The 25,113-nt window shown below is 68.6% G+C and carries 25 protein-coding genes; 5 read left to right on the plus strand and 20 right to left on the minus strand.

What is annotated here, in order from left to right:
* The first annotated feature begins 3 nt into the window (after positions 1-3).
* Positions 4-480 carry a CopD family protein gene (locus KF892_00920; protein MBX3623545.1) on the plus strand — a complete coding sequence of 159 codons (477 nt, stop codon included), beginning with the start codon at positions 4-6 and terminating at the stop codon, positions 478-480.
* On the opposite strand, the gene KF892_00925 is transcribed toward KF892_00920, so the two are convergent.
* The 10 genes from KF892_00925 to mutS all read right to left on the minus strand — a co-directional run bounded on the left by KF892_00925 (position 477) and on the right by mutS (position 10,619).
* Positions 477-1,097 carry an ATP-binding protein gene (locus tag KF892_00925; protein MBX3623546.1) on the minus strand — a complete coding sequence of 207 codons (621 nt, stop codon included), beginning with the start codon at positions 1,095-1,097 and terminating at the stop codon, positions 477-479. The genes KF892_00920 and KF892_00925 overlap by 4 nt on opposite strands.
* Complete coding sequence (gene pnuC / locus KF892_00930; GenBank protein ID MBX3623547.1) at positions 1,094-1,723, minus strand: nicotinamide riboside transporter PnuC; 630 nt, start codon at positions 1,721-1,723, stop codon at positions 1,094-1,096. Before pnuC ends, KF892_00925 begins: the two co-directional genes overlap by 4 nt.
* A gap of 6 nt (positions 1,724-1,729) precedes the next feature.
* Complete coding sequence (gene ftsB / locus KF892_00935; protein MBX3623548.1) at positions 1,730-2,005, minus strand: cell division protein FtsB; 276 nt, start codon at positions 2,003-2,005, stop codon at positions 1,730-1,732.
* A gap of 18 nt (positions 2,006-2,023) precedes the next feature.
* Complete coding sequence (gene eno, locus KF892_00940; GenBank protein ID MBX3623549.1) at positions 2,024-3,307, minus strand: phosphopyruvate hydratase; 1,284 nt, start codon at positions 3,305-3,307, stop codon at positions 2,024-2,026.
* A 58-nt stretch (positions 3,308-3,365) separates the two neighbouring features.
* A complete protein-coding gene (locus KF892_00945; GenBank protein MBX3623550.1) occupies positions 3,366-3,653 on the minus strand; it encodes a DUF1330 domain-containing protein in 288 nt (95 codons plus the stop codon).
* Between the two features lie 5 nt (positions 3,654-3,658).
* Positions 3,659-4,516, minus strand: coding sequence for a 3-deoxy-8-phosphooctulonate synthase (gene kdsA, locus KF892_00950; GenBank protein ID MBX3623551.1), 858 nt, complete (start codon positions 4,514-4,516; stop codon positions 3,659-3,661).
* A 97-nt stretch (positions 4,517-4,613) separates the two neighbouring features.
* On the minus strand, positions 4,614-6,281 hold the full coding sequence (locus KF892_00955) for a CTP synthase (protein ID MBX3623552.1): 1,668 nt from the start codon (positions 6,279-6,281) through the stop codon (positions 4,614-4,616).
* 104 nt (positions 6,282-6,385) lie between these two features.
* A complete protein-coding gene (locus tag KF892_00960; protein ID MBX3623553.1) occupies positions 6,386-7,228 on the minus strand; it encodes an alpha/beta hydrolase in 843 nt (280 codons plus the stop codon).
* Between the two features lie 2 nt (positions 7,229-7,230).
* Entirely contained in the window at positions 7,231-8,061 is an 831-nt protein-coding gene (locus KF892_00965; GenBank protein ID MBX3623554.1) for a proteasome-type protease, read from the minus strand.
* On the minus strand, positions 8,058-10,619 hold the full coding sequence (mutS, locus tag KF892_00970; protein ID MBX3623555.1) for a DNA mismatch repair protein MutS: 2,562 nt from the start codon (positions 10,617-10,619) through the stop codon (positions 8,058-8,060). Before mutS ends, KF892_00965 begins: the two co-directional genes overlap by 4 nt.
* A gap of 111 nt (positions 10,620-10,730) precedes the next feature.
* Here mutS and KF892_00975 point away from each other — a divergent pair, with 111 nt between their 5' ends.
* Positions 10,731-11,495, plus strand: coding sequence for a VOC family protein (locus KF892_00975; protein MBX3623556.1), 765 nt, complete (start codon positions 10,731-10,733; stop codon positions 11,493-11,495).
* On the opposite strand, the gene KF892_00980 is transcribed toward KF892_00975, so the two are convergent.
* From KF892_00980 to KF892_01015, 8 genes are all read right to left on the minus strand, one after another.
* Positions 11,486-12,229 (minus strand): arginyltransferase, encoded by a 744-nt coding sequence (locus KF892_00980; GenBank protein MBX3623557.1) that lies wholly within the window; start codon positions 12,227-12,229, stop codon positions 11,486-11,488. The genes KF892_00975 and KF892_00980 overlap by 10 nt on opposite strands.
* Positions 12,226-12,993 (minus strand): leucyl/phenylalanyl-tRNA--protein transferase, encoded by a 768-nt coding sequence (gene aat, locus KF892_00985; protein ID MBX3623558.1) that lies wholly within the window; start codon positions 12,991-12,993, stop codon positions 12,226-12,228. The genes KF892_00980 and aat overlap by 4 nt, the downstream gene beginning before the upstream one ends.
* Positions 12,990-13,988, minus strand: coding sequence for an XdhC family protein (locus tag KF892_00990; protein ID MBX3623559.1), 999 nt, complete (start codon positions 13,986-13,988; stop codon positions 12,990-12,992). The genes aat and KF892_00990 overlap by 4 nt, the downstream gene beginning before the upstream one ends.
* Before the next feature lie 103 nt (positions 13,989-14,091).
* Entirely contained in the window at positions 14,092-14,850 is a 759-nt protein-coding gene (locus KF892_00995; protein ID MBX3623560.1) for an SDR family oxidoreductase, read from the minus strand.
* On the minus strand, positions 14,847-15,962 hold the full coding sequence (locus KF892_01000; protein MBX3623561.1) for an alkene reductase: 1,116 nt from the start codon (positions 15,960-15,962) through the stop codon (positions 14,847-14,849). The genes KF892_00995 and KF892_01000 overlap by 4 nt, the downstream gene beginning before the upstream one ends.
* Positions 15,963-15,969: 7 nt before the next feature.
* Positions 15,970-16,581, minus strand: a complete 612-nt coding sequence (locus KF892_01005; protein ID MBX3623562.1) for a TetR family transcriptional regulator C-terminal domain-containing protein — start codon at positions 16,579-16,581, stop codon at positions 15,970-15,972.
* A gap of 115 nt (positions 16,582-16,696) precedes the next feature.
* Positions 16,697-18,304 carry a DUF3455 domain-containing protein gene (locus KF892_01010; GenBank protein ID MBX3623563.1) on the minus strand — a complete coding sequence of 536 codons (1,608 nt, stop codon included), beginning with the start codon at positions 18,302-18,304 and terminating at the stop codon, positions 16,697-16,699.
* A gap of 37 nt (positions 18,305-18,341) precedes the next feature.
* The gene (locus KF892_01015) at positions 18,342-19,175 is read right to left on the minus strand and encodes a methyltransferase domain-containing protein (GenBank protein ID MBX3623564.1); all 834 of its coding nucleotides are present in this window, start codon (positions 19,173-19,175) and stop codon (positions 18,342-18,344) included.
* Positions 19,176-19,282: 107 nt separating this feature from the next.
* Here KF892_01015 and KF892_01020 point away from each other — a divergent pair, with 107 nt between their 5' ends.
* Together KF892_01020 and KF892_01025 are read left to right on the plus strand one after the other, a co-directional pair.
* Positions 19,283-21,340 (plus strand): transcriptional regulator, encoded by a 2,058-nt coding sequence (locus KF892_01020; GenBank protein MBX3623565.1) that lies wholly within the window; start codon positions 19,283-19,285, stop codon positions 21,338-21,340.
* Between the two features lie 11 nt (positions 21,341-21,351).
* Positions 21,352-22,206, plus strand: coding sequence for an NAD(P)-dependent oxidoreductase (locus KF892_01025; GenBank protein ID MBX3623566.1), 855 nt, complete (start codon positions 21,352-21,354; stop codon positions 22,204-22,206).
* A 7-nt stretch (positions 22,207-22,213) separates the two neighbouring features.
* On the opposite strand, the gene KF892_01030 is transcribed toward KF892_01025, so the two are convergent.
* Complete coding sequence (locus KF892_01030; GenBank protein MBX3623567.1) at positions 22,214-22,459, minus strand: DUF3297 family protein; 246 nt, start codon at positions 22,457-22,459, stop codon at positions 22,214-22,216.
* A 42-nt stretch (positions 22,460-22,501) separates the two neighbouring features.
* Positions 22,502-23,284, minus strand: a complete 783-nt coding sequence (locus tag KF892_01035; protein MBX3623568.1) for a DUF1161 domain-containing protein — start codon at positions 23,282-23,284, stop codon at positions 22,502-22,504.
* A 170-nt stretch (positions 23,285-23,454) separates the two neighbouring features.
* On the opposite strand from KF892_01035, the gene KF892_01040 reads away from it, so the two are divergent.
* On the plus strand, positions 23,455-25,113 hold the full coding sequence (locus KF892_01040; GenBank protein MBX3623569.1) for a ShlB/FhaC/HecB family hemolysin secretion/activation protein: 1,659 nt from the start codon (positions 23,455-23,457) through the stop codon (positions 25,111-25,113).

Raw genomic sequence — 25,113 nt, forward strand, 5'->3', positions numbered from 1 at the left:
ACGATGGGCTACGCACTTCTGAAGATGTTGCACTGGGGCACCATCGTCATCTGGCTCGGCGGCATGTTCTTCGCGCTCTTCTGCCTGCGGCCGGCCGCGGGCAGCCTGCCGCCCCCCGTGCGCGTGCCGTTCATGGCCGATGCGCTCGGGCGGTTTCTCAACATCGTGCTGTGGGTGGCCCTGCTCGCCGTTGGCAGCGGCGGCGCGATGCTGTGGCGCGCCGCGCAGACCACGCGGCAGACGAGCCTGGCATTCAACGCGCCGGCCGACTGGCTGTTCATGGCCGGCATGGGCGTGCTGATGCTGGTCGTCTATGGCTTCATCCGCTTCGTGCTCTACCCGCGCGTGCAGCGTGCGGTGGCAGCCCAGGACTGGCCGGCTGGTGGCAAGGCCCTGAACGAGATCCGCTTCTGGGTCGGCGCCAACCTCGTGTTCGGCGCGTTGATCGTGGTGGCGGTGGCGCTCGGGCAAGCGAGCTAAACGTCGCCGCGCGCGAGCAGGTGGCGCTCGCAATCGGCGTCGCCGCAGCGCTCGCAGATCCATTGCCAGGGGCGTTGCGGTGAGTCGTCAGGCAGCGCGTGGCCGATGGCCGCGAGCGCCGAGCGCAGCCGCTGCGGGCCCTCGCCGCTCACCACGGCATACGGCACCTCGGCGCGCGCGAGGCTCGCACGCACCAGCGCGGTCACCGGCTCGCGCACGTGGGCGCCGTCGCGCATGTGGCCGTCGGCTTCCCAAGGCAGGTCGACCGCCGTCAGCAAGGTGTGCCGGTAGCGGCGCTGTCGGGCTTCTGCATCGGCATAGAGGCCGGTGTCGCGAAAGATCAGGTCGCTGTAGACGGCGATCATGAGTGCCGAGGTGTCGGCGACGACGATGTCGTGCCCGGCCGCGGCTGCCTCGATGCGCCGCGCTTGCTCGAGTGCGATGCCGGCTTGCTCGTGGACGTGTGGTGTGCGGCCGTGGAGGATGCAGAACTCGCGCAGGTACTCATCGACCCGCGCGACGCGCAGCCCTTTTTGCGAGAGCGCCTCGGCCAGCCCGGTCGCGAGGGTCGTCTTGCCCGTGCTTTCGGCACCGACGATCGCGATGATGTCGCTCATGCCGCCACCGCCAGGCGCCGCCAGGCGCGCAGCCCGGCCACCGACATCACGATGAAGATCGCGTAGAGCACCACCGTGAGCCAGAGGCCCTTGTAGGCGAAGAGCGCGACGCTCACCGAGTTGACGACGAGCCATGCCGCCCAGTTCTCGACGTACTTGCGGCCGAGCAGCCATTGGCCGAGCAGGCTGGCGGCGGTGGGGAAGGCGTCCCACCAGGGCACGTCGGTGTCGGTGGTGCGGGCCAGGAAGAGGGCCGTGACCGGCCAAGCGACGGCCAGGGCGAGCAGCAGGCCCCAGCGCATGCGGGGTGCGAGCGAGCGCACGTGCAACGGCTGGCCGTCGTCCTGCTTTCCTCGCAGCCATTGCCACCAGCCCCAGGTCGCGACGACCACGAAGAAGATCTGCAAGCCGGCTTCACCGTAGAGCTTGCTGTTCCAGAAGAGCAGGAAGTACAGCAGGGAACTCGCGATGGCCAGCGGCCACGCGACAGGGTTGACGCGCATGTTGCACACCACCATCACGATCGCCAGCACGAAGGCCACGATCTCGAGCCAGGTGACGGGCGACCCGAGGAGGGTGAAGGGTGCGGCAAAGATCGGCTGCAGAGCCTGCAGCAGGGCATCCATGTGGCGCTAGCGCTTGGGCGTGACCTGGACGTAGATCTCGTCCGGTTTGACCATGCCGAGTTCGAAGCGGGCTTTCTCTTCGACCATCTCCAGGCCTTCCTTGAGGTCGCTCACCTCGGCCAGCAGCTGCTCGTTGCGCTCGTGTGCCGCTTCGTTCTGCGCCTTCTGGTCGAGCAGCTTGGACTCCAGCTCCATCACGCGCGGCACCCCCGACCGGCCGAGCCAGAGCTCGGCATGCACCAGCGCGATGAGCGCCAGCAGGGCGAGGGTGACGAGACGCACGTGAGGGCCGGCTTGGGCTTAGCGGAGGTTGTAGAACGCGCCGCGGCCCGGGTAGCTCGCCACATCACCGAGGTCTTCTTCGATGCGCAGCAGCTGGTTGTACTTGGCGATGCGGTCGCTGCGGCTCATCGAGCCGGTCTTGATCTGGCCGGCGTTGGTGCCGACCGCGATGTCGGCGATCGTCGAGTCTTCGGTCTCGCCCGAGCGGTGCGAGATCACGGCCGTGTAGTTGGCGCGCTTGGCCATCTCGATGGCGGCGAAGGTCTCGGTCAGCGTGCCGATCTGGTTGATCTTGATGAGGATCGAGTTGGCGATGCGCTTCTCGATGCCTTCACGCAGGATCTTGGTGTTGGTGACGAAGAGGTCGTCGCCCACCAGCTGCACCTTGCCGGCGAGTTTTTCGGTGAGGTGCTTCCAGCCGTCCCAGTCGCCCTCGTGCATGCCGTCTTCGATGCTGATGATCGGGTACTTGTCGCACCAGGTGGCGAGGATGTCGGTCCACTCGGGCGCGGTGAGCTGCAGGCCTTCGCCTTCGAGGTGGTACTTGCCGTCCTTGTAGAACTCGCTGGCGGCGCAGTCGAGACCGATCGCGATGTGCTCGCCCGGGGTGTAGCCGGCCTTGTCGATCGCTTCCAGGATCATCTGGATCGCCGCTTCGTGGCTGGCCACGCTCGGGGCGAAGCCACCTTCGTCGCCGACGGCGGTGCTCATGCCCTTGGCGTCGATGATCTTCTTCAGCGCATGGAACACCTCGGCGCCGTAGCGCACCGCCTCGCGGAAGCTCGGAGCGCCCACGGGGATGATCATCAGCTCTTGCAGATCGAGGTTGTTGTTGGCGTGTGCGCCGCCGTTGATGACGTTCATCATCGGCACCGGCATCTGCATCGCGCCCGAGCCACCGAAGTAGCGGTAGAGCGGCAGGCCCGACTCTTCGGCCGCGGCGCGCGCCACGGCCATCGAGACGGCGAGCGTCGCGTTGGCGCCGAGTCGGCTCTTGTTCTCGGTGCCGTCGAGGTCGATCAGGGTGCGGTCGAGGAAGGCCTGCTCCGAAGCATCGAGGCCGAGCACGGCTTCGCTGATCTCGGTGTTGATGTGTTCGACGGCCTTGAGCACGCCCTTGCCGAGATAGCGGCTCTTGTCACCGTCGCGCAGCTCGATGGCTTCGCGCGAGCCGGTGGAGGCGCCCGACGGCACGGCCGCACGGCCCATGGTGCCGCTTTCCAGCAGCACGTCGCATTCGACGGTCGGGTTGCCGCGGCTGTCGAGAATCTCGCGGCCGACGATGTCAACGATGGCACTCATCTATCTTCCTCTTGGTTATCGTGAATTCTGTGGGGCACCGATTCTCTGCCGACGCGGGTTACACGCCGTCGACAACGATCATGCGCATGATCCCGGCGCCTTCGCGCAGGGTGCGGGCGTGGGTGTAGGCTTCGCTGGCGTAGAAGGCCTTGGCCTTGGCCCGATCGGGAAAGCGCAGCACGATGATGCGGCTGGGCGTCCAGGGGCCTTCGAGCACTTCGAACTCGCCGCCGCGCACCAGGATCTCGGCGCCGTGCTCCTGCATGGCTTTCGTCGACCACTCGCGGTACTTCGCCATCTTCTCGGCGTCGGTGACGGTGACGTCGGCAATGATGTAGGCGCTCATCGTCTTCAGCAGGAGAAGTCGTTCTCGAGCAGCGGCTGCTGCTTGATCACGCGGTCGAGGGCGACCAGTTGTTCGAGCAGCGCCTTCATGTGCTTCAAGGGCACGGCGTTGGGGCCATCGCTCATCGCGTTCTTCGGGTCGGGGTGCGTTTCCATGAACACACCGGCCACGCCCACCGCGATGGCGGCACGCGACAGCACCGGCACGAATTCACGCTGGCCACCCGAGCTCGTGCCCTGGCCACCGGGGAGCTGCACCGAGTGCGTGGCGTCGAACACCACCGGCGCACCCGTCTCACGCATGATCGCGAGTGACCGCATGTCGGACACGAGGTTGTTGTAGCCAAAGCTCGCGCCGCGTTCGCAGGCCATGAAGTTGTCTTCGTTCAGACCCTTGGCCTTGGCCGCCGCACGCGCCTTGTCGATCACGTTCTTCATGTCGTGCGGCGCGAGGAACTGGCCCTTCTTAATGTTGACCGGCTTGCCCGACTGCGCGACAGCGTGGATGAAGTCGGTCTGGCGGCATAGGAAGGCGGGCGTTTGCAACACGTCGACGACCTTGGCCACTTCGGGAATCTCGGCTTCGCTGTGCACGTCGGTCAGGATGGGCACGTTCAGTTCGCGCTTCACCTTGGCGAGGATCTCGAGGCCCTTTTCCATGCCGGGCCCGCGGAACGAGGTGCCCGACGAGCGGTTGGCCTTGTCGTAGCTGCTCTTGAAGATGAACGGGACGCCCAGCGCGGAGGTGATCTCTTTGAGCCGACCGGCTACGTCCATCTGCAGCTGCTCGGACTCGACCACGCAGGGGCCCGAGATCAGGAAGAAGGGCTTGTTCAAGCCCACGTCAAAACCGCAAAGTTTCATCTGAGGCCCCCGCAGACCACCGTTCGCACTGAGCTTGTCGAAGTGCATGCGTGTGAGGAAAGGGCTTCGACAAGCTCAGCCCGAACGGTGCGGGTCATCATGCCGCGACCTTCTGTTTCTTGCGCGAAGCCTGATGCGCCAGCGCGGCCTCGATGTACGACTTGAAGAGCGGGTGACCGCCCCACGGGGTCGACTTGAACTCCGGGTGGAACTGCACGCCCATGAACCACGGGTGCACGCTCTTCGGCAGCTCCACGATCTCGGTCAGCTTCTCGCGCTGGGTGATGGCCGAGATGACGAGGCCCGCTTCGGTCAACTTGTCGAGGTAATGGACGTTGGCTTCGTAGCGGTGGCGGTGCCGCTCGGTCACCACGTCGCCATAGATCTCGTGCGCAAGCGTGCCCGGCTTCACGTCGGAGCTCTGAGCGCCCAAGCGCATGGTGCCGCCGAGGTCGGACTGGGCCGTGCGCTTCTGGATCGAGCCGTCGGCGTCTTGCCACTCCTCGATGAGCGCAATCACCGGCTCGGGCGTGTCGGGGTCGAACTCGGTGCTGTTCGCGTTCACGAGGCCAGCCTTGTGGCGGGCGTACTCGATGGTCGCGACCTGCATGCCCAGGCAGATGCCGAGGTAGGGCACCTTGTGCTCGCGGGCGAACTGGGCGGTGAGGATCTTGCCTTCCACGCCGCGCTTGCCGAAGCCGCCGGGCACGAGGATGGCGTCGTACTTGTCGAGCTGGTTGACGTTGGCCGGGGTCAGCGTCTCGGAGTCGACGTACTCGATGTTGACCTTCGCGTGGTTGGCAATGCCAGCGTGGCGCAGCGCTTCATTGAGCGACTTGTACGAGTCCGACAGATCGGTGTACTTGCCGCACATCGCGATGGTGACCTCGCGTTGCGGGTGCTCCACCTCCTCGACCAGCGCATCCCAGCGCTTGAGGTTGGCGGGTGGCGTGTTGATGCGCAACTTGTCGCAGATGAGCCCATCGAGCCCCTGCTCGTGCAGCATGCGCGGCACCTTGTAGATGGTGTCGGCGTCCCACACGGAGATCACGCCCCACTCGGGCACGTTGGTGAAGAGCGAGATCTTCTCGCGCTCTTCGGCCGGAATCGCACGGTCGGCGCGGCACAGCAGCGCATCGGGCTGGATGCCGATCTCGCGCATCTTCTGCACCGTGTGCTGCGTGGGCTTGGTCTTGAGCTCGCCGGCGGCGGCAATCCAGGGCACGTAGGTGAGGTGCACGAAGGCCGCGTTGTTGGGGCCCATGCGCAGGCTCATCTGGCGCGCGGCTTCGAGGAAGGGCAGCGATTCGATGTCGCCCACCGTGCCGCCCACTTCGACGATCGCAACGTCGACCGCATGGTCGGTGCCGATGCCAGCACCGCGCTTCACGAATTCCTGGATCTCGTTGGTGACGTGCGGGATCACCTGCACCGTCTTGCCGAGGTAGTCGCCGCGGCGCTCTTTCTCGAGCACGCTCTTGTAGATCTGGCCGGTGGTGAAGTTGTTCGACTTCTTCATCCGCGTGGTGATGAAGCGCTCGTAGTGGCCGAGGTCGAGGTCGGTTTCAGCGCCGTCGTCGGTGACGAACACCTCGCCGTGCTGGAAGGGCGACATGGTGCCCGGGTCGACGTTGAGGTAAGGGTCCAGCTTGATGAGCGTGACTTTGAGGCCGCGCGATTCGAGGATCGCTGCAAGTGACGCTGCCGCGATGCCCTTGCCCAGCGAGGACACCACACCGCCGGTGACAAAGACGAACTTGGTCATTGCTGTGGCACTTGCGTGCTGCAAATGCTCTGGTGGTAAAGCGCGATTATAGGCGTGGCCCCGGGGGGCACATCCCTGCGCCGATGGGGGTCAACGCGCGACGCTCAGGCTTCGACCGGCGCGCGCAGTTCGGCCAGCACCTTGAGCCAGCGCAACACCTCGGCCGAGGTCTCGTCGGGCCGCTCGAATGGGAAGAGGTGCTCGCCCTCGATCCACGACACGCGGCCGTGGGCCAGCCGCTCGGTGGCGAGCATGCCCACGCGCTTCACCTCGGTCGACTGCGTGCCACCGATGAAGGCCAGCGGGTGGCGCAGCGGGTGGCGGCGCAGGAAGCCGGGGATGTCGTGCGCGAGGGTGTTGTAGATGTCGGTCTCGACGTCGCGGCGGAAGGCGAGCGTCACGCCGGGCTCCATCGGCGGGCGGGCGTCTTCGATGCCGCAGGCGATGTAGTCCTCGAGCACACGCGGGTCCCAGCGGGCAAACGACGACTTGCTCGCGAAATGCCGGTGGGCGGCCTCTCGGCTCGGCCAGTGGTCGCGGCGGCGGCGCGAGATCGCACCTGGCGAGAACTGCATGCCCAGGCCGGTGAGCTTGGCGAACTGGATGGTGGGGGTGAGCAGGCCACCGATCACCGGCGAGTCGAGCATCACCACGCCGCGGGCGAGGTCGGGCCGCTTGGCCGCGGCGAGCAGGCTCAGGAAGCCGCCCAACGAATGGCCGACGAAGAACGCCGGCTCCTTGGCCTGGGCCTCGGCGAACTGCACCAGTTGGTCGCGCAGGCGAGGCCAGTGGTTGGTCACCGGGTACTTGGGGTCATGGCCGTACTTCTCGACGGCGAGCACGGTGTAGCCCGCCTTCTTCCACGCCTCGAACAGCACCCGGTAGGTACCCGCCGGGAAGCTGTTGGCGTGCGAGAAGACGATGGTGCCGGCGTGCTTCTTGGCCATGATCAGATGATCTTCTCGCTGGCGTTGGTGATCTTGCGCATGGGCTCGAATCGGCCCGAGCGCACCACCAGCGGGTAGGCGGTGGTGCTGCCGCTTTCCCAGTGCGGGTCTTCGATCGACTCGAACACCTGGCGCAGCTTCTGGCCCCAGGTGTTGCGGATCATGTGGAAGTAGGGGTTGTGCTCGTCGATGCAGACCATCTGCTCGCTCTGCAGCCGATCGGCTTCGTAGACCAGCAGGTCGAGCGGCAGGCCCACCGAGAGGTTGGACTTGAGCGTCGAATCCATCGACACCAGCGCGCACTTGGCGGCTTCGTCGAGCGGGGTGTGCGGCGTGATCATGCGGTCGAGCACCGGCTTGCCGTATTTCGATTCGCCCACCTGGAAGAAGCAGGTCTCGCGCGTGGCTTCGATGAAGTTGCCGGCCGAGTAGACGAGGAAGAGCCGCATTGCCTCGCCGGCGATCTGGCCGCCGAAGATCATCGAGGCGTTGAAGTCGATGCCGGCTTGCTTGAGAGAGGGGCCGTCCTGGTCATAGACGCGGCGCACGGCGCTGCCGAGCACACGCACGGCGTCAAACATGCTTTTCGCGTTCCAGATGGTGAGTGGTGGCTCGTCGGGCCCGTTGTCGAGTTTTTCCACCTGCAGGATCTCGCGCACCGATTGAGAGATCGACAGGTTGCCGGCCGAGAGCAGCACCATGAAGCGGTCGCCCGGCTTCTCGTAGACCATCATCTTGCGGAAGGTGCTGATCGCATCGAGGCCCGCGTTGGTGCGCGAGTCGGAGAGGAAGACCAGGCCGGCATCGAGCTTGATGCCTACGCAGTACGTCATGTCTTGCTGCTTTCTTGGAGAGACTTCAGGCGGTAGAGCGCGTCCAGCGCTTCCTTCGGCGACAGCATATCGGGATTGATCGCGGCCAAGGCCTTGTCCACGGCCGAAGCCTCGATTTCTACCGGGGCGGCTGGGGCTGCGAAGAGATCGATCTGGGCGTCGCTCGCCTTTTGCTGGGCTTCGAGCGCTTCCAGCGCGGCGCGGGCCTGCCGCACCAGCACCGTGGGCATGCCGGCCAGGCGCGCGACCTGCACGCCGTAGCTGCGGCTGGCCGGGCCGGGTTGGATGTCGTGCAGGAAGACGATGTCGTCGCCGCTCTCGGCGGCCGACACGTGAACGTTGAGCGCCCGCTCGTGCTTGACGGGGAACTCGGTCAGCTCGAAGTAGTGCGTCGCGAAGAGGGTGAACGAGCGATTGCGCTCATGCAGCTGGCTCGCGATGGCGCCGGCCAGAGCGAGACCGTCGAAGGTCGACGTGCCGCGACCGATCTCGTCCATCAGCACCAGCGACTGCTCGGTGGCGCTGTGCACGATGGCGGCGGCCTCCGTCATCTCGAGCATGAAGGTCGATTGCGCATTCGCCAGGTCGTCGGCCGCGCCGATGCGGGTGTGGATCGCGTCGATGGGCCCGAGCCGGCACTCGGTGGCCGGCACGTAGGAGCCGATGGCCGCCAGCAGCACGATCAACGCGACCTGGCGCATGAAGGTGCTTTTGCCGCCCATGTTGGGGCCGGTGATGACGAGCATCTTGCGGGCGGCGTCAAGCCGGCAGTCGTTGGCCATGAAGTTGCCGCCACCGGTTTCCGCGAGGCGCGCTTCGACGACCGGGTGGCGGCCGGCGGTGATGTCGATGCAGGGCTCGCGCACGAACTGCGGGCGGCACCAGTTGAGCGTGCTCGCGCGTTCGGCCAGGGCCGCCAGCGCGTCGAGGCTGGCGAGCGCGCGGGCCAGGCCGCCGAGTTCTTCGAGGTGGGCTTGCAGCTGGTCGATCACCGCCTCGTAGAGCATCTTCTCGCGCGCGAGCGAGCGGTCTTGCGCCGAGAGCGCCTTGTCTTCGAAGGCCTTCAACTCAGGCGTGATGAAGCGCTCGGCGTTCTTGAGCGTCTGGCGCCGCTGGTAGTCCATCGGCACCTTGCTCGCCTGGCCTTGCGTCACCTCGATGTAGAAGCCGTGCACCTTGTTGTATTGCACGCGCAGGTTGGCGATGCCGGTGCGGGTGCGCTCGCGCGCTTCCAGGTCGAGCAGGTAGGCGTCGCAGTTCTGGCTGATGCCGCGAAGTTCATCGAGGTCCTTGTCGTAGCCGGGGGCGATGACGCCGCCGTCGCGCAGCAGCACGGCGGGCTCGTCGGCGATGGCCGCGCGTAGCAGCGATTCGATCCCGGGTGGCGGGCTCATGGCCTCGGCCAGCATGTTGAGCAGCAGCGACTGGCCTTGCGGCACGAGCGAGCGCAGCGCCGGCAGCCCTTGCAGCGTGGCGCGCAGGCCGGTCAGCTCGCGCGGGCGCACCTGGCGCAGCGCGATGCGTGCGGTGATGCGCTCGACGTCGCTCACGTGGCGCAGGGCCTCGCGAAGCGCGTCTGGCGAGCGCTGGATCAGCACCTCGATCGCGTCGTGCCGCTGCATCGCCACCTGCCGCTCGCGCAGCGGGTGCGTGAGCCAGTGGCGCAGCGCGCGGCTGCCCATGCCGGTGCGGCAGGTGTCGAGCAGCGAGAGTAGCGTGGGGGCATCGTCGCCGCGCAGCGTCTGCGTGAGTTCGAGGTTGCGGTGGGTGGTGGGCGGCAGGTCGAGCAGGTCGCTCGCGCGTTCGACGGTGAGCGTGCGCACGTGGGCGAGCGCCTGGCCTTGCGTGTGTTCGGCGTAGCTCAGCAGCGCTGCTGCGGCGGCGTGGGCACAGGCGAGGTCTTGCGCGTTGTAGCCGGCAAGGCTCGCCACGCGCAGCTGCTCGCAGAGCTTGCGCATGCCGAGCGTGGCGTCGAACTGCCAGTCGGGCCGATGGGTGATGGCGATGCGCGAGGCGGTGAGGGCGGCGGGCACCTGGTCGCGCGCCACCAGCACCTCGGCCGCGTTGAGCCGCGACAGCCAGCCGGCGAGTTCTCGTTCATTGCACTCGGTGATGCCCAGCTGGCCGTTCGAGACGCCCAGCCACGCGAGGCCATAACTCACCACGCCGCGCTTGGTTTGCTGCGACAGCGCCATCAGCAGCGCATCGCGCTTGTCGGCCAGCAGCTCCGTGTCGGTGACGGTGCCCGGCGTCACCACCCGCACCACCTTGCGTTCCACCGGCCCCTTGGCCGTGGCCACATCGCCCACCTGCTCGGCAATCGCCACCGCTTCGCCCAGCTTGATCAGCTTGGCGAGGTAGCTTTCGACCGCATGCACCGGCACGCCGGCCATCACCACCGGCTCACCACCGCTCTGGCCACGCTGGGTGAGCGTGATGTCAAGCAGCTTGTTGGCCCGGCGCGCGTCGTCGTAGAAGAGCTCGTAGAAGTCGCCCATCCGGTAGAACACCAGCGTGTCGGGGTGCTCGGCCTTGATGCGCAGGTACTGCTGCATCATCGGCGTGTGGTGGGCCAGGTCGGAGGCCAGGGTGGCGGTGTTCATGCGGGGCGGGCGCTGAGGTCAGCCGCGTATTGTCCACAGAGCGGCCCCGCCCTATGCTGCCAGCCCATGTTGAGACTCCGACAGATCTGCCTCGTGACGCCGCAACTCGAAACTGCCGTGGCGCAGGTGCAGCGAATCTTCGGTGTCGACGTGTGCCATCGCGACGAGGCCGTGGCGAAGTACGGCCTCGTGAACGCGCTCTTCGTCTTCGGCCACCAGTTCCTCGAAATCGTGGCGCCCACGCGCGACGGCACGGCCGCTGGGCGCTTTCTCGAACGCAGCGGCGGGCGCGGTGGCTACATGGCCATCTTCGACACGCACGACCCGGAGCGCCGGCAATCGTTGGTCGAATCGCTCGGCGTGCGCATCGCGCACACGATGAGCGTGCCCGGCTTCCGCGGCATCCAGCTCCACCCGCGCGACGCCCGCGCCACCATGCTCGAATTCGACCGCAGCGACGGCAATGAGCGCCTCGACGGTGCCTACTGGCCCGCGGGCCCGCATTGGCACGAGCACCAGCGGCTCGACCGCGTGGCCGGCATCCCGTGGGTCGACGTTGAAACGCCCGACGTGAACGGCCTGGCTGTGCACTGGGCGCGCCTCATCGACGTGCCCATCGGTGTCGACGAGGACGATGCGACCGTGCTGCGTTTCGACCTGGGCGGTGTGCGTTTCCTGCCGGGCACGCCAGAGCGGCTGGCGGCGGTGCATGTCGCGGTCAACGACCCCGCGGTCGTGCTGGCAGCGGCCCGAGCGGAAGGGCTGGCGGTGGAAGAGGGTGGCTTCTTCTTCTGCGGCGTGCGGATGCTGCCGCGCCGCGCTCAGCCCTGAGCGGGCACCCAGCGCTCGTTCACCAGCACCTCGTGCGGCCTGAACTGGGCCTTGTAGGCCATCTTGTCGCTGTCGTTGATCCAGTAGCCGAGGTACACGTGCTTGAGCTTGAGCAGGCGCGTCTGCTCGATCTGCCACATCACGTTGTAGGTGCCGTAGCTGGTGCGCGGCTCGGGCTCGTAGAAGGTGTAGACCGCCGACAGCCCGTCGTTGAGGATGTCGAGGATCGAGATCATCTTCAACGCGCCCAGCGTGCCGTCGGCCGCGGGCGGCTCGCGGAACTCGACCAGGCGCGAGTTCACGCGGCTTTGCAGCAGGAACTGGGTGTACTGGTCGACGGAATCGTTGTCCATGCCGCCGCCGCTGTGGCGCCCGGCCTGGTAGCGAAGGTAGAGCTGGTAGTGCTCGGGCACGAAGCACAGGCGCAGCACGCGGGCCTGCAGGTTGCTGTGCTGCTTCCACGCGCGGCGCTGGCTGCGCGTGGCTTCGAAAGTCTTGACCGGGATGCGCAGTGGCACACACGCGCGGCAGCCGTCGCAGAACGGCCGGTAGGTGAACATGCCGCTGCGGCGGAAGCCGTTGGCGACGAGGCCTGAATACGCGTCGGCGTGGATGAGGTGGCTGGGGGTGGCGACCTGCGAGCGCGCCATGCGACCCGCGATGTAGCTGCACGGGTAAGGCGCGGTGGCGTAGAACTGGATCGACGAGAGCGGGAGCTCTTTCGGGTGGGTCACGTGCCGGGTTCCTCAGAGGCCGCGCCATCGAGATTCAGCTCGGCCCACATCGCAGGATGATAGGTCCAGTCCTTTATAGCCGGTTCCCTTACCCGTGGGGTGATCGCGGCCTCGAACTCGGTGCGGGAAATTTCGCGCGCGCCCAAGGAAGCAAGGTGCCGCGTGCGCTGCTGGCAGTCGATGAGGTCGATGTGGTGTGCGCGACAGAACGCCACCATCGCGGCGGTGGCGATCTTCGAGGCATCGGTGCGGTGCGAGAACATCGACTCGCCGTAGAACATGCGCCCGAGGTTGATGCCATAGAGCCCGCCGACCAGCTGCCCGTCGACCCAGGTCTCGAAGCTGTGCACCGCGCCCTGCGCATGCCAGCCGCAGTAGGCATCGATCATCTCCGGCAGGATCCAGGTGCCGGCCTGGCCGTCGCGCGGTGTCGACGCGCAGGCGGTGATCACGCGGCGGAAGGCGCTGTCGATGCGCACCTCGCAGCGTGGGTGATCGAGGATGAAATGGCGCAGCGTCTTGCGCAGCGAGCGCGAGACCTTGAACTCGCTCGTGAACAGCACCATGCGCGGGTCGGGCGACCACCACAGGATGGGCTGGCCCTCGCTGTACCAGGGAAACACGCCCTTGCTGTAGGCCTCGGTCAGGCGTGCCGTGGTGAGCTCGCCTCCTGCTGCCAGCAGGCCGGGCGCTTCGGAGCCGGCGGGCAGGGCGAGCCGCGTGTCAGGGAGCGGGTCGAGAGGGTGGCGCAGCCACGGGATCATGCAGGGCGCGAATCACAGGCCGGCGCGTCGTGCAGCACGGGCTTTTTCTGCGAGAGCGCCACGCCATGCCTCACCGCGACGATCTCGGCGAGGATGGACACGGCAATCTCCGCCGGTGTGCGCCCCCCGAGATCGAGCCCGATCGGGCCGTGCAGCCGGCCGATCTCTTCGGCCGACAAGTCGAAGAGCGCGAGGCGTTCCTTGCGCTTGGCGGTGTTGCCGCGCGAGCCGAGTGCGCCCACGTAGAAGGCGGGTGACTTGAGTGCTTCGAGCAGCGCGAGGTCGTCGAGCTTGGGGTCGTGCGTGACGGCGACCACGGCACTGTGCGGGTCGAGTTGCAACTCCTGCACCAGATCGTCGGGCATCGTGGTGCTGAAGGTGGTGCCGGGCACGTCCCAGGTGAGGTGGTATTCCTCGCGCGGGTCGCAGCAGATGATCTCGAAGTCGAGCGCGAGCGCCATCTGCGCGAGCACGCGCGAGAGCTGCCCGGCGCCGATGATGAGCATGCGCCAGCGCGGGCCGAAGAGGGCGCGCATCACCTGGCCGTCGAAGGCGAAGGTGTCGCCGCGGGTCGCGGCTTCCACCGTCACCTCCCCGGTGGCGAGGTCGAGCCGGCGCGCGACCAGCTCGTGCCGCGCGGTGCGGGCCAGCACCTCGTCGATCCAGGCGACGTCGGCGAGCGGCTCCTGCACCAGGCGCAGGTTGCCGCCGCAAGGCAGGCCGAAGCGTGCGGCCTCTTCCTTGGTGACGCCGTAGGTCACGAGCGAGGGCTTGTCCATTGCCTCGCCGGCACGCACGCGCTCGATGAGGTCGTCTTCCACGCAGCCGCCCGAGACCGAGCCGACCACGAGGCCATCCCCGCGCATGGCCAGCAGCGCGCCGGGCGGGCGCGGGGCCGAGCCCCAGGTCTCGATCACGGTGACCAGGCGCACCGGGTGGCCATCGGCGTGCCACTGGCGGGCCTGGGTGAGGACTTGCAGGTCGAGGCTGTCCATGAGGGGCGGGAGCTGGGACGGGTTGAGGCCATCCTAGCTCGCGCCTTCGGGCCGTGCAGGCCCGAGATTTCCCGGCCCTTCGGCGAGAAGCGCCTGTGCTGCTTCAGCGGGCGGTCATGCCGCCGTCCACCAGCAGCGGGTGGCCGACCACGAACGACGCATCCTCCGAACTCAGGAACACCGCCGCACGCGCGATCTCCTCGGCCTGCCCGAGACGGCCGATCGGGTGTGCCTGCTCGATGTAGGGCGCCCGCTTGGGCTCGCGGGCGATGGCGCGCTCGGTCATCTCGGTGTCGATGATGCCGGGGCACACCGCGTTGACACGGATGCCCTTGCGGGCGTACTCCACGCCGGCCGCACGGGTGAGGCCGAGCACCGCATGCTTGGTCGCGCCGTAGACCGGCTGCCGCGCCGCACCGATCACACCCCCCACCGACGAGGTGTTGACGATTGCGCCGCCCGAGCCTTGCTCCAGCATCTGCGTGATCTCGTGCTTCATGCACAGCCACACGCCCTTGATGTTGACCGCCACCAGCTTGTCGAACTCTTCTTCGGTCGCCTTGTGCAGCGGCAGGTGCTCGATGTCGATGCCGGCGTTGTTGAAGGCGACGTCGAGCCGGCCGAAGCGCGTCACGACCTGCTTCACCATCGCCTCGACCTCTGCCGACTTCGTCACGTCGACGGTGATCGCGATGGCTTCACCACCCGCCGCTTCGATCTCGGCGGCGACGGCACGCGCCGCCTCGCCATTGAGGTCGGCCACGGCCACCTTTGCGCCTTCGCGCTGGTACGCCAGTGCGGTGGCACGGCCGATGCCGCCGCCGCCGCCCGTCACGAGGGCGATCTTGTCCTTGAGTCTCATGCGTTCACCTCGTCGAGCGAGGGGTAGTGGGTGTAGCCGAAGGCGCCTTCGCCGCCGTAGAGCGGTGCGGCCTTGTCGGGTGCGTTCAACGGCGCGTTTTCGCGGAAGCGGCGCACGAGGTCGGGGTTGACGATGATCTTGCGACCGAACGAGACCATGTCGGCGCGCCCGCTCTTGATTGCCTCGACGGCCATCTCTTTTGTGTAGCCGTTGTTGACCATCCAGATGCCCGAGTAGAGCTTGCGCAGCGCCTCGTAGTCGAAGGGCCGGTTGTCGCGCGGGCCGCCGGTGTGGCCCTCGACCACGTGGATGTAGACCGGGTGCAGCTTCTCCAGCTCGCGCACCACGTGCTCGAAGAGCGGCTGCGGATCGGGCTCGACCGAATCGTTGACCGGCGACACCGGCGATAGGCGCACGCCCACCCGCTTGGCGCCGATCTCGCCGATCACCGCCGCGGCGATCTCGAGCAGGAAGCGGGCGCGGTTCTCGATCGAGCCGCCGTAGCGGTCGGTGCGCTGGTTGGAGCCGCTGCGCAGGAAGGCGTCGATCAGGTAGCCGTGGGCGGCGTGCAGCTCGATGCCGTCGAAGCCGGCCTGGATGGCGTTGGCGGCGGCGGTGCGGAAGTCGTTCACCACACCGGCGATCTCCTCGGTGGCGAGTGCGCGCGGCTCCGAGGTCTCGACGAAGCCCTGGCCGATCACGTAGGTACGGGCCGCCGTGGCCTTCAGGGCCGACGGCGCCACGGGCGCCTGCTGCCCCGGCTGGAAGCGCGTGTGCGAGACACGGCCGGTGTGCCACAGCTGCACGAAGATCTTGCCGCCCTTGGCGTGCACGGCATCGGTCACCTTCTTCCAGCCGGCGATCTGCTCGGGCGTGTGCAGCCCGGGCGTCGCGTCATAGCCCTGGGCCTGGGCCGACACCTGCGTGGCTTCGGCGATCACGAGGCCCACGCTCGCACGCTGGGTGTAGTACTCGACGGCCAGCGGCCCCGGCACGTTGCCGGCGGCGGCGCGGTTTCGCGTGAGCGGGGCCATCGCCATGCGGTTGGCCAGGGTGATGTCGCCGAGTTGGATCGGCTGGAACAGGGGGTCGTCTGCGGAGTTGGCGGTCATGGTGGGGTCAGTGGGAGGAAGGACTCGGATAGAAGCGGTCGAGCAAGAGGGCGACGGTATCGCGCAGGGGCTGCACCGAGCGCTCGACCTTCACGCGCAGCAGCGCGCCTTGCCAGGCGGCCCAGGTGAGGGCGGAGAGTTCGGTGGCGTCGATGTCGCGGCGGACCACGCCTTCGGCCTGCGCCGCGCGGATCAGCCCAGCCAGCCGCTCGCGCCAGCCCAGTTGCGCGGCCAGCAGCGTCTCGCGGCAGCTTTCGCTGACGAGCGCGATCTCGGAGGCGAAGTTGCCGATGAGGCAGCCCGAGGGGCAGTCGGCGTGACGCTCGTGGTAGCTCGTCATCTGGGCGAACACATGGTGGATGGTCGCCATGGGCTCGGAGGGGGCGGTGGCCAGCATGCGCGCCCACGACAGCTGCATGAAGGCGGCGTAGCGCTCGGCCACCGCGGTGGCGAAGGCCTCTTTGCTGCTGAAGTGGTTGTAGAACGAGCCTTTGGGCACGCCCGCCGTGTCGGTGATCTGCTGGATGCCGGTGGCGTTGTAGCCCTGCTGGAGGAAGAGGTCGCGCCCGGCGTCGAGCAGGCGCTTGGGGATGTCGGTCGGGTCGGCTGTGCGCGGCATGGGGCCGAATAATATGACCAGTCGTCTTAATGCGTCAAGGCGACGTTTTCGGTGCGCCAACGACAAAGGCCGCGACGCCTGGGCGTGCGGCCTTCGAACCGAGAGGGTGTGGGAATCAGGACGTGTACAGCAGGTAGTCCGCCGTGTACGGCACCTTGTCGACCTTGCCGAGCACGCTCTTGTCGCAGCGTTGCGATGGCGCGAGGCCACCCACCGTGTTGACGCGCTGCACGCTCGTCACCGACGCATAGCGCCCGCTGCCACCCACCGAGCGAGCCGACAGCAGCAGCCACGGGATCGCGCCGCCCTCGGGGGCTTCGGCCCGCGCTTCGACCTTGCCGACGATCTTGCTGCCGTCGGCGGCCTCCCAGTGCGGGCCGGCGTAGTGGGTGCCGCTCGGCTTGCCCTGGCCGTCGAAGAGCTCGGCCTGGGGGGCGACGAACACCCACTGCGCGCCGTTGGCCGCGGCCTTGTCGGCCCGGCATTCGTAGACCTGCACGCCCCGCGCCGCCACGCGCTCGACCAGCTTCGCGTCACCCGCCGGGGCCAGCGCGAACTGCGCCACCGCCTGGGCGCCGATCTGCCGGCCCATCACCAGGCCCACCTCGGTGGCGGTGCGGAAGTGGATGCCGCCCCAGATGCGCGACACCGCCACCTCGCGGGTGAAGTCGTCGACCGTCTTCCACTTGCGCGTGGCGCCACCGAGCGTGGGGCTCGTGGTGCTCAGCACCGGCAGGCCGCCCGTGCCGGCCTCGGCCTGCAGGATGCTCGCCATGGCGCCGGCCAGGATCGAGTGCGTGCTCGGGTACTCGGGGTGCAGCGGGGCGTCGATCAGCGAGGCCCAGCCGGCTTCCATCGGCGTGCCGTCGTGGCCGTCCTGGTCGCCGTTGCGGATGGCGGTGACGGGTCGCCAGAAGTTGTAGTGGTACTTGGCTTCCAGGCCGGCGATCAGGCCGTCGTCCATCGCCTGCGCGGCGGTGGCGAAGAGGCGGGCGTTCTGCGCCACGGTGCGGTTCGGTTGGGTGGCCACCGAGCGCAGCACGGCGTGGTAGATCGGCGGCAGGGAGTAGTCCCAGAAGCGGGCGACGTCGGTCTGCTCGGCGCTGCGCTTCGAGCTGGTCTTGGCGCCGAGGACGCGCACCTCCTCGTAGTCACGGGCCCACTGTGCGCTCGTGAGCGCGGGCGGCGGGCCGGGCCGGAACTGCGCCGGGCTCGCGAGGTTCCAGGGCTTGCGCTGCACCCACTGCGGCGCGGCCACGGCGGCGGTGGGCACGTAGGTGCCGGCCACGGTGAGCGGGCGGTAGCGCTCGGGTGTGGCGGCGCCGTCGTCGAGGCGGCGCGCGAGCACGGCGGCGGCGGCCTTCTCGCCCACGGCGATGCCGGCCGCCTTGGCGGGGCCGTCGGCCAGCTTGGCCAGCGCCGCCTGGTAGGCGGCGCCGATGGCAGCCTCTTGTGAAGGCAGCAGTTTCGCGAGCGTCACGCGGTTGGCGGAGGCCACGGCCGCGTCGACGCTCGCGTTCTGGCCAGCGCCGTTCACGGCGTCGTACACGGCGGTCTGCACGATGGCGATCACGCGGTTGGCCGGGGGCGTGCCGAGCTTGGCGTTGACGATGGCCTCGCCGGCGACGATGTTCCAGTCGGTGATGACGTCGGCCTGCGAGGGGGCGCTCAGGCCGGCCAGGGCGCCCAGGCAGGCGCCGGCCATGAAGTGGCGATGGTTCATTTGGTTGTCTCTTGCGTTGGTGGATGGGGGAGGCGGATCAGAAGCGGCTGATCACGACCTGCAGGTATTCGCTCGGCACGACCATCGTTCCGTCGTCGGCGCGGTTGAAGCGGGCGATGAGCGAGAGCAGGTCGTCGGCGAGCACCGCCTGCCGGGTCACGTCGAGTGCGGCAAAAGCCTTGTGCACCGGGCCGTACCAGCTTTTGAAGACGTGCAGGAAATGCTCGGGCGAGCGGTAGCGGAACATGAACTGGCGCGATTCGGCGCGCACCAGCCCCTGCGTCTCGAAGAGCTCGGCCAGGTGAGGCCGCGAGCCCCACAGCGCCGGCGACTTCACGCCAGCGGGCGGTGCCACGTGCTTGCCCAGCACCTTGAACATCTCGCCGATGAAGCTCTCGGGCGTCCAGTTGGCCATGCCGATCTTGCCGCCCGGGCGGCACACGCGCAGCATCTCGCTCGCGGTGCGCACGTGGTTGGGCGCGAACATGCAGCCAAAGGTCGAGACGACCACGTCGAAGCTCGCGTCGTCGAAGGGCAGGGCCTCGACGTCGGCTTCGCGGAAGTCGATCTCCGGGAAGCCTTCGGCGATGGCGCGGGCCCGGCCGCGCTCCAGCAGCGAGGGCACGTAGTCGGTCGAGGTCACCTCGGCCCAGCGGCGTGCAGCGGCGAGCGTGGCGTTGCCGTTGCCGGCGGCCACGTCGAGCACGCGCTGGCCCGAGCGCAGGTCGAGCGCTTCGCACAGCGACTCGCCCACGATCTGCAGGGTCGTGCCGACCACGGCATAGTCGCCCGACGACCAGGCGGCCTGCTGGCGGGTCTTGATGGCGGTGAAGTCGGGGGCGTCCGCGGTGGCGGTGGAAAATGCATTCATGACAGGGGCTCCAAAGGTTTCTGTTGAAGGGCTCGGCCGCCGCGTGTTGTTCGTGGCTGCAACCGTGAACGAAACTGTCCGGGCGGGGCGTTGAAACCAGCGTGGAAATGAGCGTGGGAACTGGCGTGGAAACCGACGTGGCGGCAGCTGACGAGTCCAACGGCCTGCGGCTTGAGCTGCTCGGCCCGCTGGTGCTCAGCCGCGCCGGCAGCCCGCTCGCGATGCCCTCGTCGCGCAAGGTGCGGGCGCTGCTGGCCTACCTGGCGCTGGCCGGCCATGCGGTGTCGCGCCACCACTTGTGCGAGCTGCTCTGGGACCTGCCCAACGATCCGCGTGGCGAGTTGCGCTGGTGCCTGAGCAAGCTGCGCGGCGTGCTCGACGACGACGGCCGGCCTCGCGTGCTGGCCGAAGGCGAGAGCCTGCGGCTCGACCTCTCGGGTGTCGACGTCGACGCAGCCCGGCTGGTGCACGCGCTGCAGGGCGGCGTGGCCACCCTCGGGGCCGATGCACTGCGTGCCTGGTCGCGCGGGTTCCGCGGCGACTTCCTCGAAGGCCTCGACATCCCGCGCAGTGCCGGCTACACGGCATGGCTCACCGCGCAGCGGCGCCGCTTCCGTGCGGCGCACGCCGCGGTGCTGGAGCGGCTGGCCTTGTCGCTGCCGCCCGGGGCCGATGACACCGTGCCCACCTTCGAAGCCTGGCTGCGGCTCGCGCCCTTCGACGGCCGGGCCCACGAAGGTCTCTTGAACGCACTCGCGGCGAGTGGCCGGCTGCGCGAAGGCGACGAACACCTCGCGGTGGTGGCGCGCCAATACGAAGCCGAAGGTCAGGACTGGGGCGCCATCGGCCACGCGTGGCGCGCCGCGAAGCAGCGCCACAGCGGCGCGCCCGGGGTGGTCACGGTCGTCACCGTCGACGTCGCCAAACCCGAGCCCGAAGCGTCATCGGCGTCGCCTGCACGCGCACGCCGCGCGTCGCTCGCGGTCATGCCCTTCAGCGACCGCTCGCGCGGCGTGAGCGCCCGTGGCGGGCTGGGCGATGGGCTGGCGCACGACATCATCACGCGCCTGTCGAAGCTGCGCAGCATGTTCGTCATCGCGCAAGGCACCGTGTTCGCGCTCGACGAGCGGCACATCGGCGCCGAAGACGCGGCGCGCCGCCTCAATGTCGACTACGTGGCCGGTGGCTCGCTGCGCGTGGAGCCGGGCGGGCGCTTGACGGTCTCGGTGCAGCTGAGCGAAACGCGCACCGCGCGCGTGCTGTGGGCCGACACCTTCCAGGGCCGCCTCGGCGACACCTTCGGCGTGCTCGACGAGATCGGCGACCGCATCGTGGCCTCGCTGTCGGGCCAGATCGAAGTGGCCGAGCGCAACCGCGCCATCCTCAAGTCACCCAACTCGCTCGACGCCTGGGAAGCGCACCACCGGGGCCTCTGGCACATGATGCGGTTCAACCGCGAAGACAACGAGCAGGCGCGCCATTTCTTCCAGACCGCGGTGCAGCTCGACCCGAGCTTCGCGCGGCCCTATGCCGGCCTGTCGTTCACCCATTTCCAGGATGCCTTCCTCGGCTGGGCCGACCGCCCGCAGGCCGAGGAGCAGGCCTACCGCATCGCCTCGCAAGGCCTGATGGCGGACGACCTCGACCCCGCTGCACGCTGGGCGCTCGGACGGGCGCACTGGCTGCGCGGGCGGCTCGACGAGTCGATCGCAGAGCTCGACACCTGCGTCGACCTGAGCCCGAACTTCGCGCACGGCCACTACACGCGGGCCTTCGTGCACTCGCAGTCGGGCGACGCGCAACTTGCCATCGAGGCCACCGACCATGCGCGCGACCTGAGCCCCTTCGACCCGCTGCTCTTCGCCATGCTGGGCACTCGCGCGATGGCCTTGCTGCGGCTCGGCCGCTACGACGAAGCGGCCGATTGGGCGATGAAGGCCGCGGCGCGCCCCAACGCGCACGTGCACATCATGAGCATCGCCAAGCACTGCCTCGCCCTGGCCGGGCGCCGCGAGCAGGCGCTCGAGATGGCCGCCGCCATCCAGCGTGTGCAGCCGGGCTACCGGCTCGACGACTTTCTCTCGGCCTTCCGCTACGACGCCGATGCCGATGCCCTTATGCGGCAGGCCGACCGCCTGATGGCCGGCTGGTCTCACACCCACTGAAGGAACACACCATGAAGATCGCTTTTTTCGGAACCGGGCTGATGGGCGCCGGCTTCATTGACCGCCTGCAGGCCAATGGCCACGAGGTGCAGATCTGGAACCGCAGCGCCGCCAAGGCGCGCGCACTCGAGCGCGCCGGCATCAGGGCCTTCGACGAGGCCGCCGCCGCGCTCGACGGTGCCAGCCGCATCCACCTCTCGCTGGCGGATGACGCCTCGGTCGACGCAGTGCTGGAGCCGCTGGCCGGGCGCATCGCGAAGCACACCTGGATCGTCGACCACACCACCACCGCCCCCACGCCCACCGCCGAGCGCGCGGCGCGCTGGAAAGCCCGCGGCATCACCTTCGTGCACGCGCCGGTGTTCATGGCGCCGTCGAACGCGCACGAAGGCACCGGCCTCATGCTCATCTCGGGCGACAAGGCCCATCACGACACGCTGTTGCCCGACCTGCAAAAGATGACCGGCAACGTGATGTACCTCGGCGAGGCGCCCGAGCGGGCCGCCGCGTTCAAGCTCTTCGGCAACCTCACGCTGATCGGCATCATGGGCGTGCTCGGCGACGTGAACCGGCTCGCCGCCGCCTGCGGCATTTCCACCGGCGAGGCGTTCTCGCTCTTCAAGAATTTCAACCCGGGCGCGATGCTGCCGGCGCGTGCCGCGCGCATCGAGTCGGGTGATGTGACGAAGCCGTCGTTCGAGGTGACGATGGCGCGCAAGGACGTGCGCCTCATGCTCGAAGAAGCCGAGCGGGGCGGCTTCCCGCTCTACGTGATGCCGGGCGTGGCCGCGATGTACGACGCGGCCATCGCGCGCGGCGAAGGTGCGCTCGATTCGGCGGCGGCGGCGAGGGTGCCGCCGCGCTGAGACCGGCTCAGCGGTAGTACGCCTCGACCGTGCCCTTGAGCTTGATCATCAGGGGCTGGCCCTTGCGGTCGAGCGTCTTGCCGGCGGGCACCTTCACCCAGCCTTCGCTGATGCAGTATTCCTCGACGTCGTGGCGCTCCTTGCCGTTGAGGCGGATGCCGATCGGGTGCTCAAAGACCGCGGCCACGTGATGTGGGCTGCGCGGGTCGCACGAAAGATGGTCGGGCAGGGTGGGCTTGGTCTCGTCGCTCATCGCGTGTGAAATCTGGATGCAAAGGCGGCGATTGTCTGCGACTCACAGGCGCGGGCCGCGCGGCAGGCCGGCCTCGTCGTAGGCCATGCGGTGCGAGACCCAGGCCCACAGCCAGGCGACCAGCGGCAGCGCCAGCAGTAGCCACAACCAGGTGCCGTAGGCGCTGAAGAAGCCGGGCTCACCGTCGTCTGCAGCGGGGGCGGGTGACAAGGGCATGGCGGCCGGCTCGACGGGCTGCAGCGTCGGCGCAGTGCGGGTCACGAGGGGGGCGGCTGGTGCCTCGGCGACGCTCGGTTTGACGGGCGTCACCACGGGGGCAGGGGCCGAGGCCACCGGTGCGGGGCGCACCGCGGGCGCCGGCATGGAGGCGGGCGCAGGCGCCGGCTTGGGCGTGGCCGTTACGGGGGCGGGCTTGGGCACCGGGGCCGCAGGCGCCGACGCGACGGGCGGTGGCATGGGTTTCGGCGGCACAACGGGCTCAGGCTTGGGCTTGGGCGCTTCCTTGGGCTGCACCGCCACCGGTGCTGGCGCCGAGGCCGCCGCGGGCGTGGTGGACGTGGCGCCGTCGGCCACCAGCGGCGGGCCACCGAAGCGCCGGTAGATCACCTTGCGCGCACCGCCTTCACAGGTGCCGATCACCTTGCCGCCCGAAGGCACCGGCGTTCTGGCTGGCACGTCGTCCATCGCATAGCCCTTGATCTCGGGCGGGATGCGCGAGGCCAGCGTCTGCTTCAGCAGCTCACACGAATTGGATTGAGCCTGGGCACCAGGGGCCAGCAGCATCGCGATGGTGCACAGCAGCAGGCCGTTGCGGAACGAAGACATGGAGAGACGAAAGGCAGGCGGGTGATGCGGCGGCAACGCTACACCATCCGCGCCGCTGCTGCACCGCGGCAACACCCAGGGGGTATGACGGAAGTCACCTGTCCTTCGAATGCGGGATGTCGGTGCGGGGCGCCTCGCGCAACATCTCGGCGCAATTCTGGGGGTTCGCCTTGGGTCATCAACGTTGGGTGTCGCTGCCGTGCATGCTGGCAGCGCTGTGGGCCGCCTCGGGCGGCGCGTGGGCGCAGGCAGGCGCCGTGCAACCGGGCCGCGTGGAGCGAGACACACGCCAGCCACCCGAGCCGGTGCGGCGCGACAGCGTGCGCATCGACGCGCCGCGCTTCGCCGAGCAGGTGCCGCCGGGCGCGCAAGACGTGCGCTTCCTCCTCGGCGAAGTGCAGGTCGACGGCAACACCGCGCTGTCGACGCAGGCGCTGTCGCCGGCGTGGGCGCCCCTCGTGGGCAAGCCCATCACGCTGGCCGATGCCTTCGGCATCGCCGCCGCCATCTCGGCACGCTACCGCGCGGCGGGCTACATCCTGTCGCAGGCGATCATCCCGCCGCAAGACATCCGCACCCTCGGCGTGGCCGTGCTGCGCATCCAGGTCGTCGAGGGCTTCATCGGCCAGGTCAACGTGACCGGCCTGCCGCCCGGGAAGCTCGCGCCCTACCTCGAGCGGGTGAAGCTCGACCGGCCGCTGCAGCTCGCCACGCTGGAGCGCAGCCTGCTGCTCATCGGCGAGCTGCCGGGCGTGTCGTCTCAAGCCAACCTGAAGGCCAGCGCCACGCCGAACGCGTCGGACCTCGAACTCGTGGCCAGCCAGAAGCGCAGCGAGTTCGCGTTTTCGGCACACAACCGCAGCGCGCCGTCGCAAGGCCGCCTGCGGCTGGAAGCCTCGGGCGAAGTGCGCGGCGTGCTGGGTGACTTCGACCGCCACAACCTGCGCTGGGTGGGCTCGGGCGACGACCGGCTCAACATGCTCGCGTATGCGACTGACATGCCTCTGGGCCGCAACGGCCTCAAGTTCAACCTGGGCCTCTCGGCCTCGCGCTCCCAGCCCGACACCGACGTGGCGCTCAGCAACATCGACACCCGCAGCGACAACCTCTCGCTGGGCCTGAGCCAGGCCCTGCTGCGCAGCCGCCAGGCCAACCTCTCGGCGCGCGCCACGCTGGCCGGTTATGACAACAGTTCCGAGGTGGCCGGCACCATCGCGAGCGAAGACCACATCCGCGCGATGCGGCTCGGCCTGACCGGCGACGTGGCCGATGGCTGGGGCGGCATCTCGCTGCTCGACGTGGAATGGTCCAAGGGCCTGTCGAGCCTCGGGGCCGACAAACAAAGCGAGCTGCCCGTCGGCTCCGCCAACCCGCAGTTCAGCAAGTGGACCGTCTACGCGGCGCGCCTGCAGAGCATCACCGGCAACTGGTCGGCCCTGCTCGCCGGCACCGCGCAGGGCTCGGGCGACAAGCTGCCCACCGCCGAGCAGCTGGGCCTGGGCGGCGAGACCTTCCTGCGCGCCTTCGACCCGTCGGAAGTCATCGGCGAGAAAGGCTCCGCGGCCAAGCTCGAGCTGCGCTACGACCTCGGCGGCACACGCGTCGCGTCGACGCTCTATGTGTACGCCGAGAGCGGCAAGGTGCAGCGCCGGCAGGCCGACGGCTCCTACCTCTCCACCTCGCTGTCGTCGACCGGCCTGGGCGTGCGCCTGAGCGGCCCCGCGCGGACCCGCGGCTACCTCGAAGTGGGCAAGCCCGGCCGCAAGGACGTCGCCAGCGAAGGCAACCGCAAGGCCCGCGTCTTCGCCGGCCTCGGCATCGATTTCTGA

It is taken from the genome of Rhizobacter sp. (assembly GCA_019635355.1).
Lineage (GTDB): Bacteria > Pseudomonadota > Gammaproteobacteria > Burkholderiales > Burkholderiaceae_C > Rhizobacter.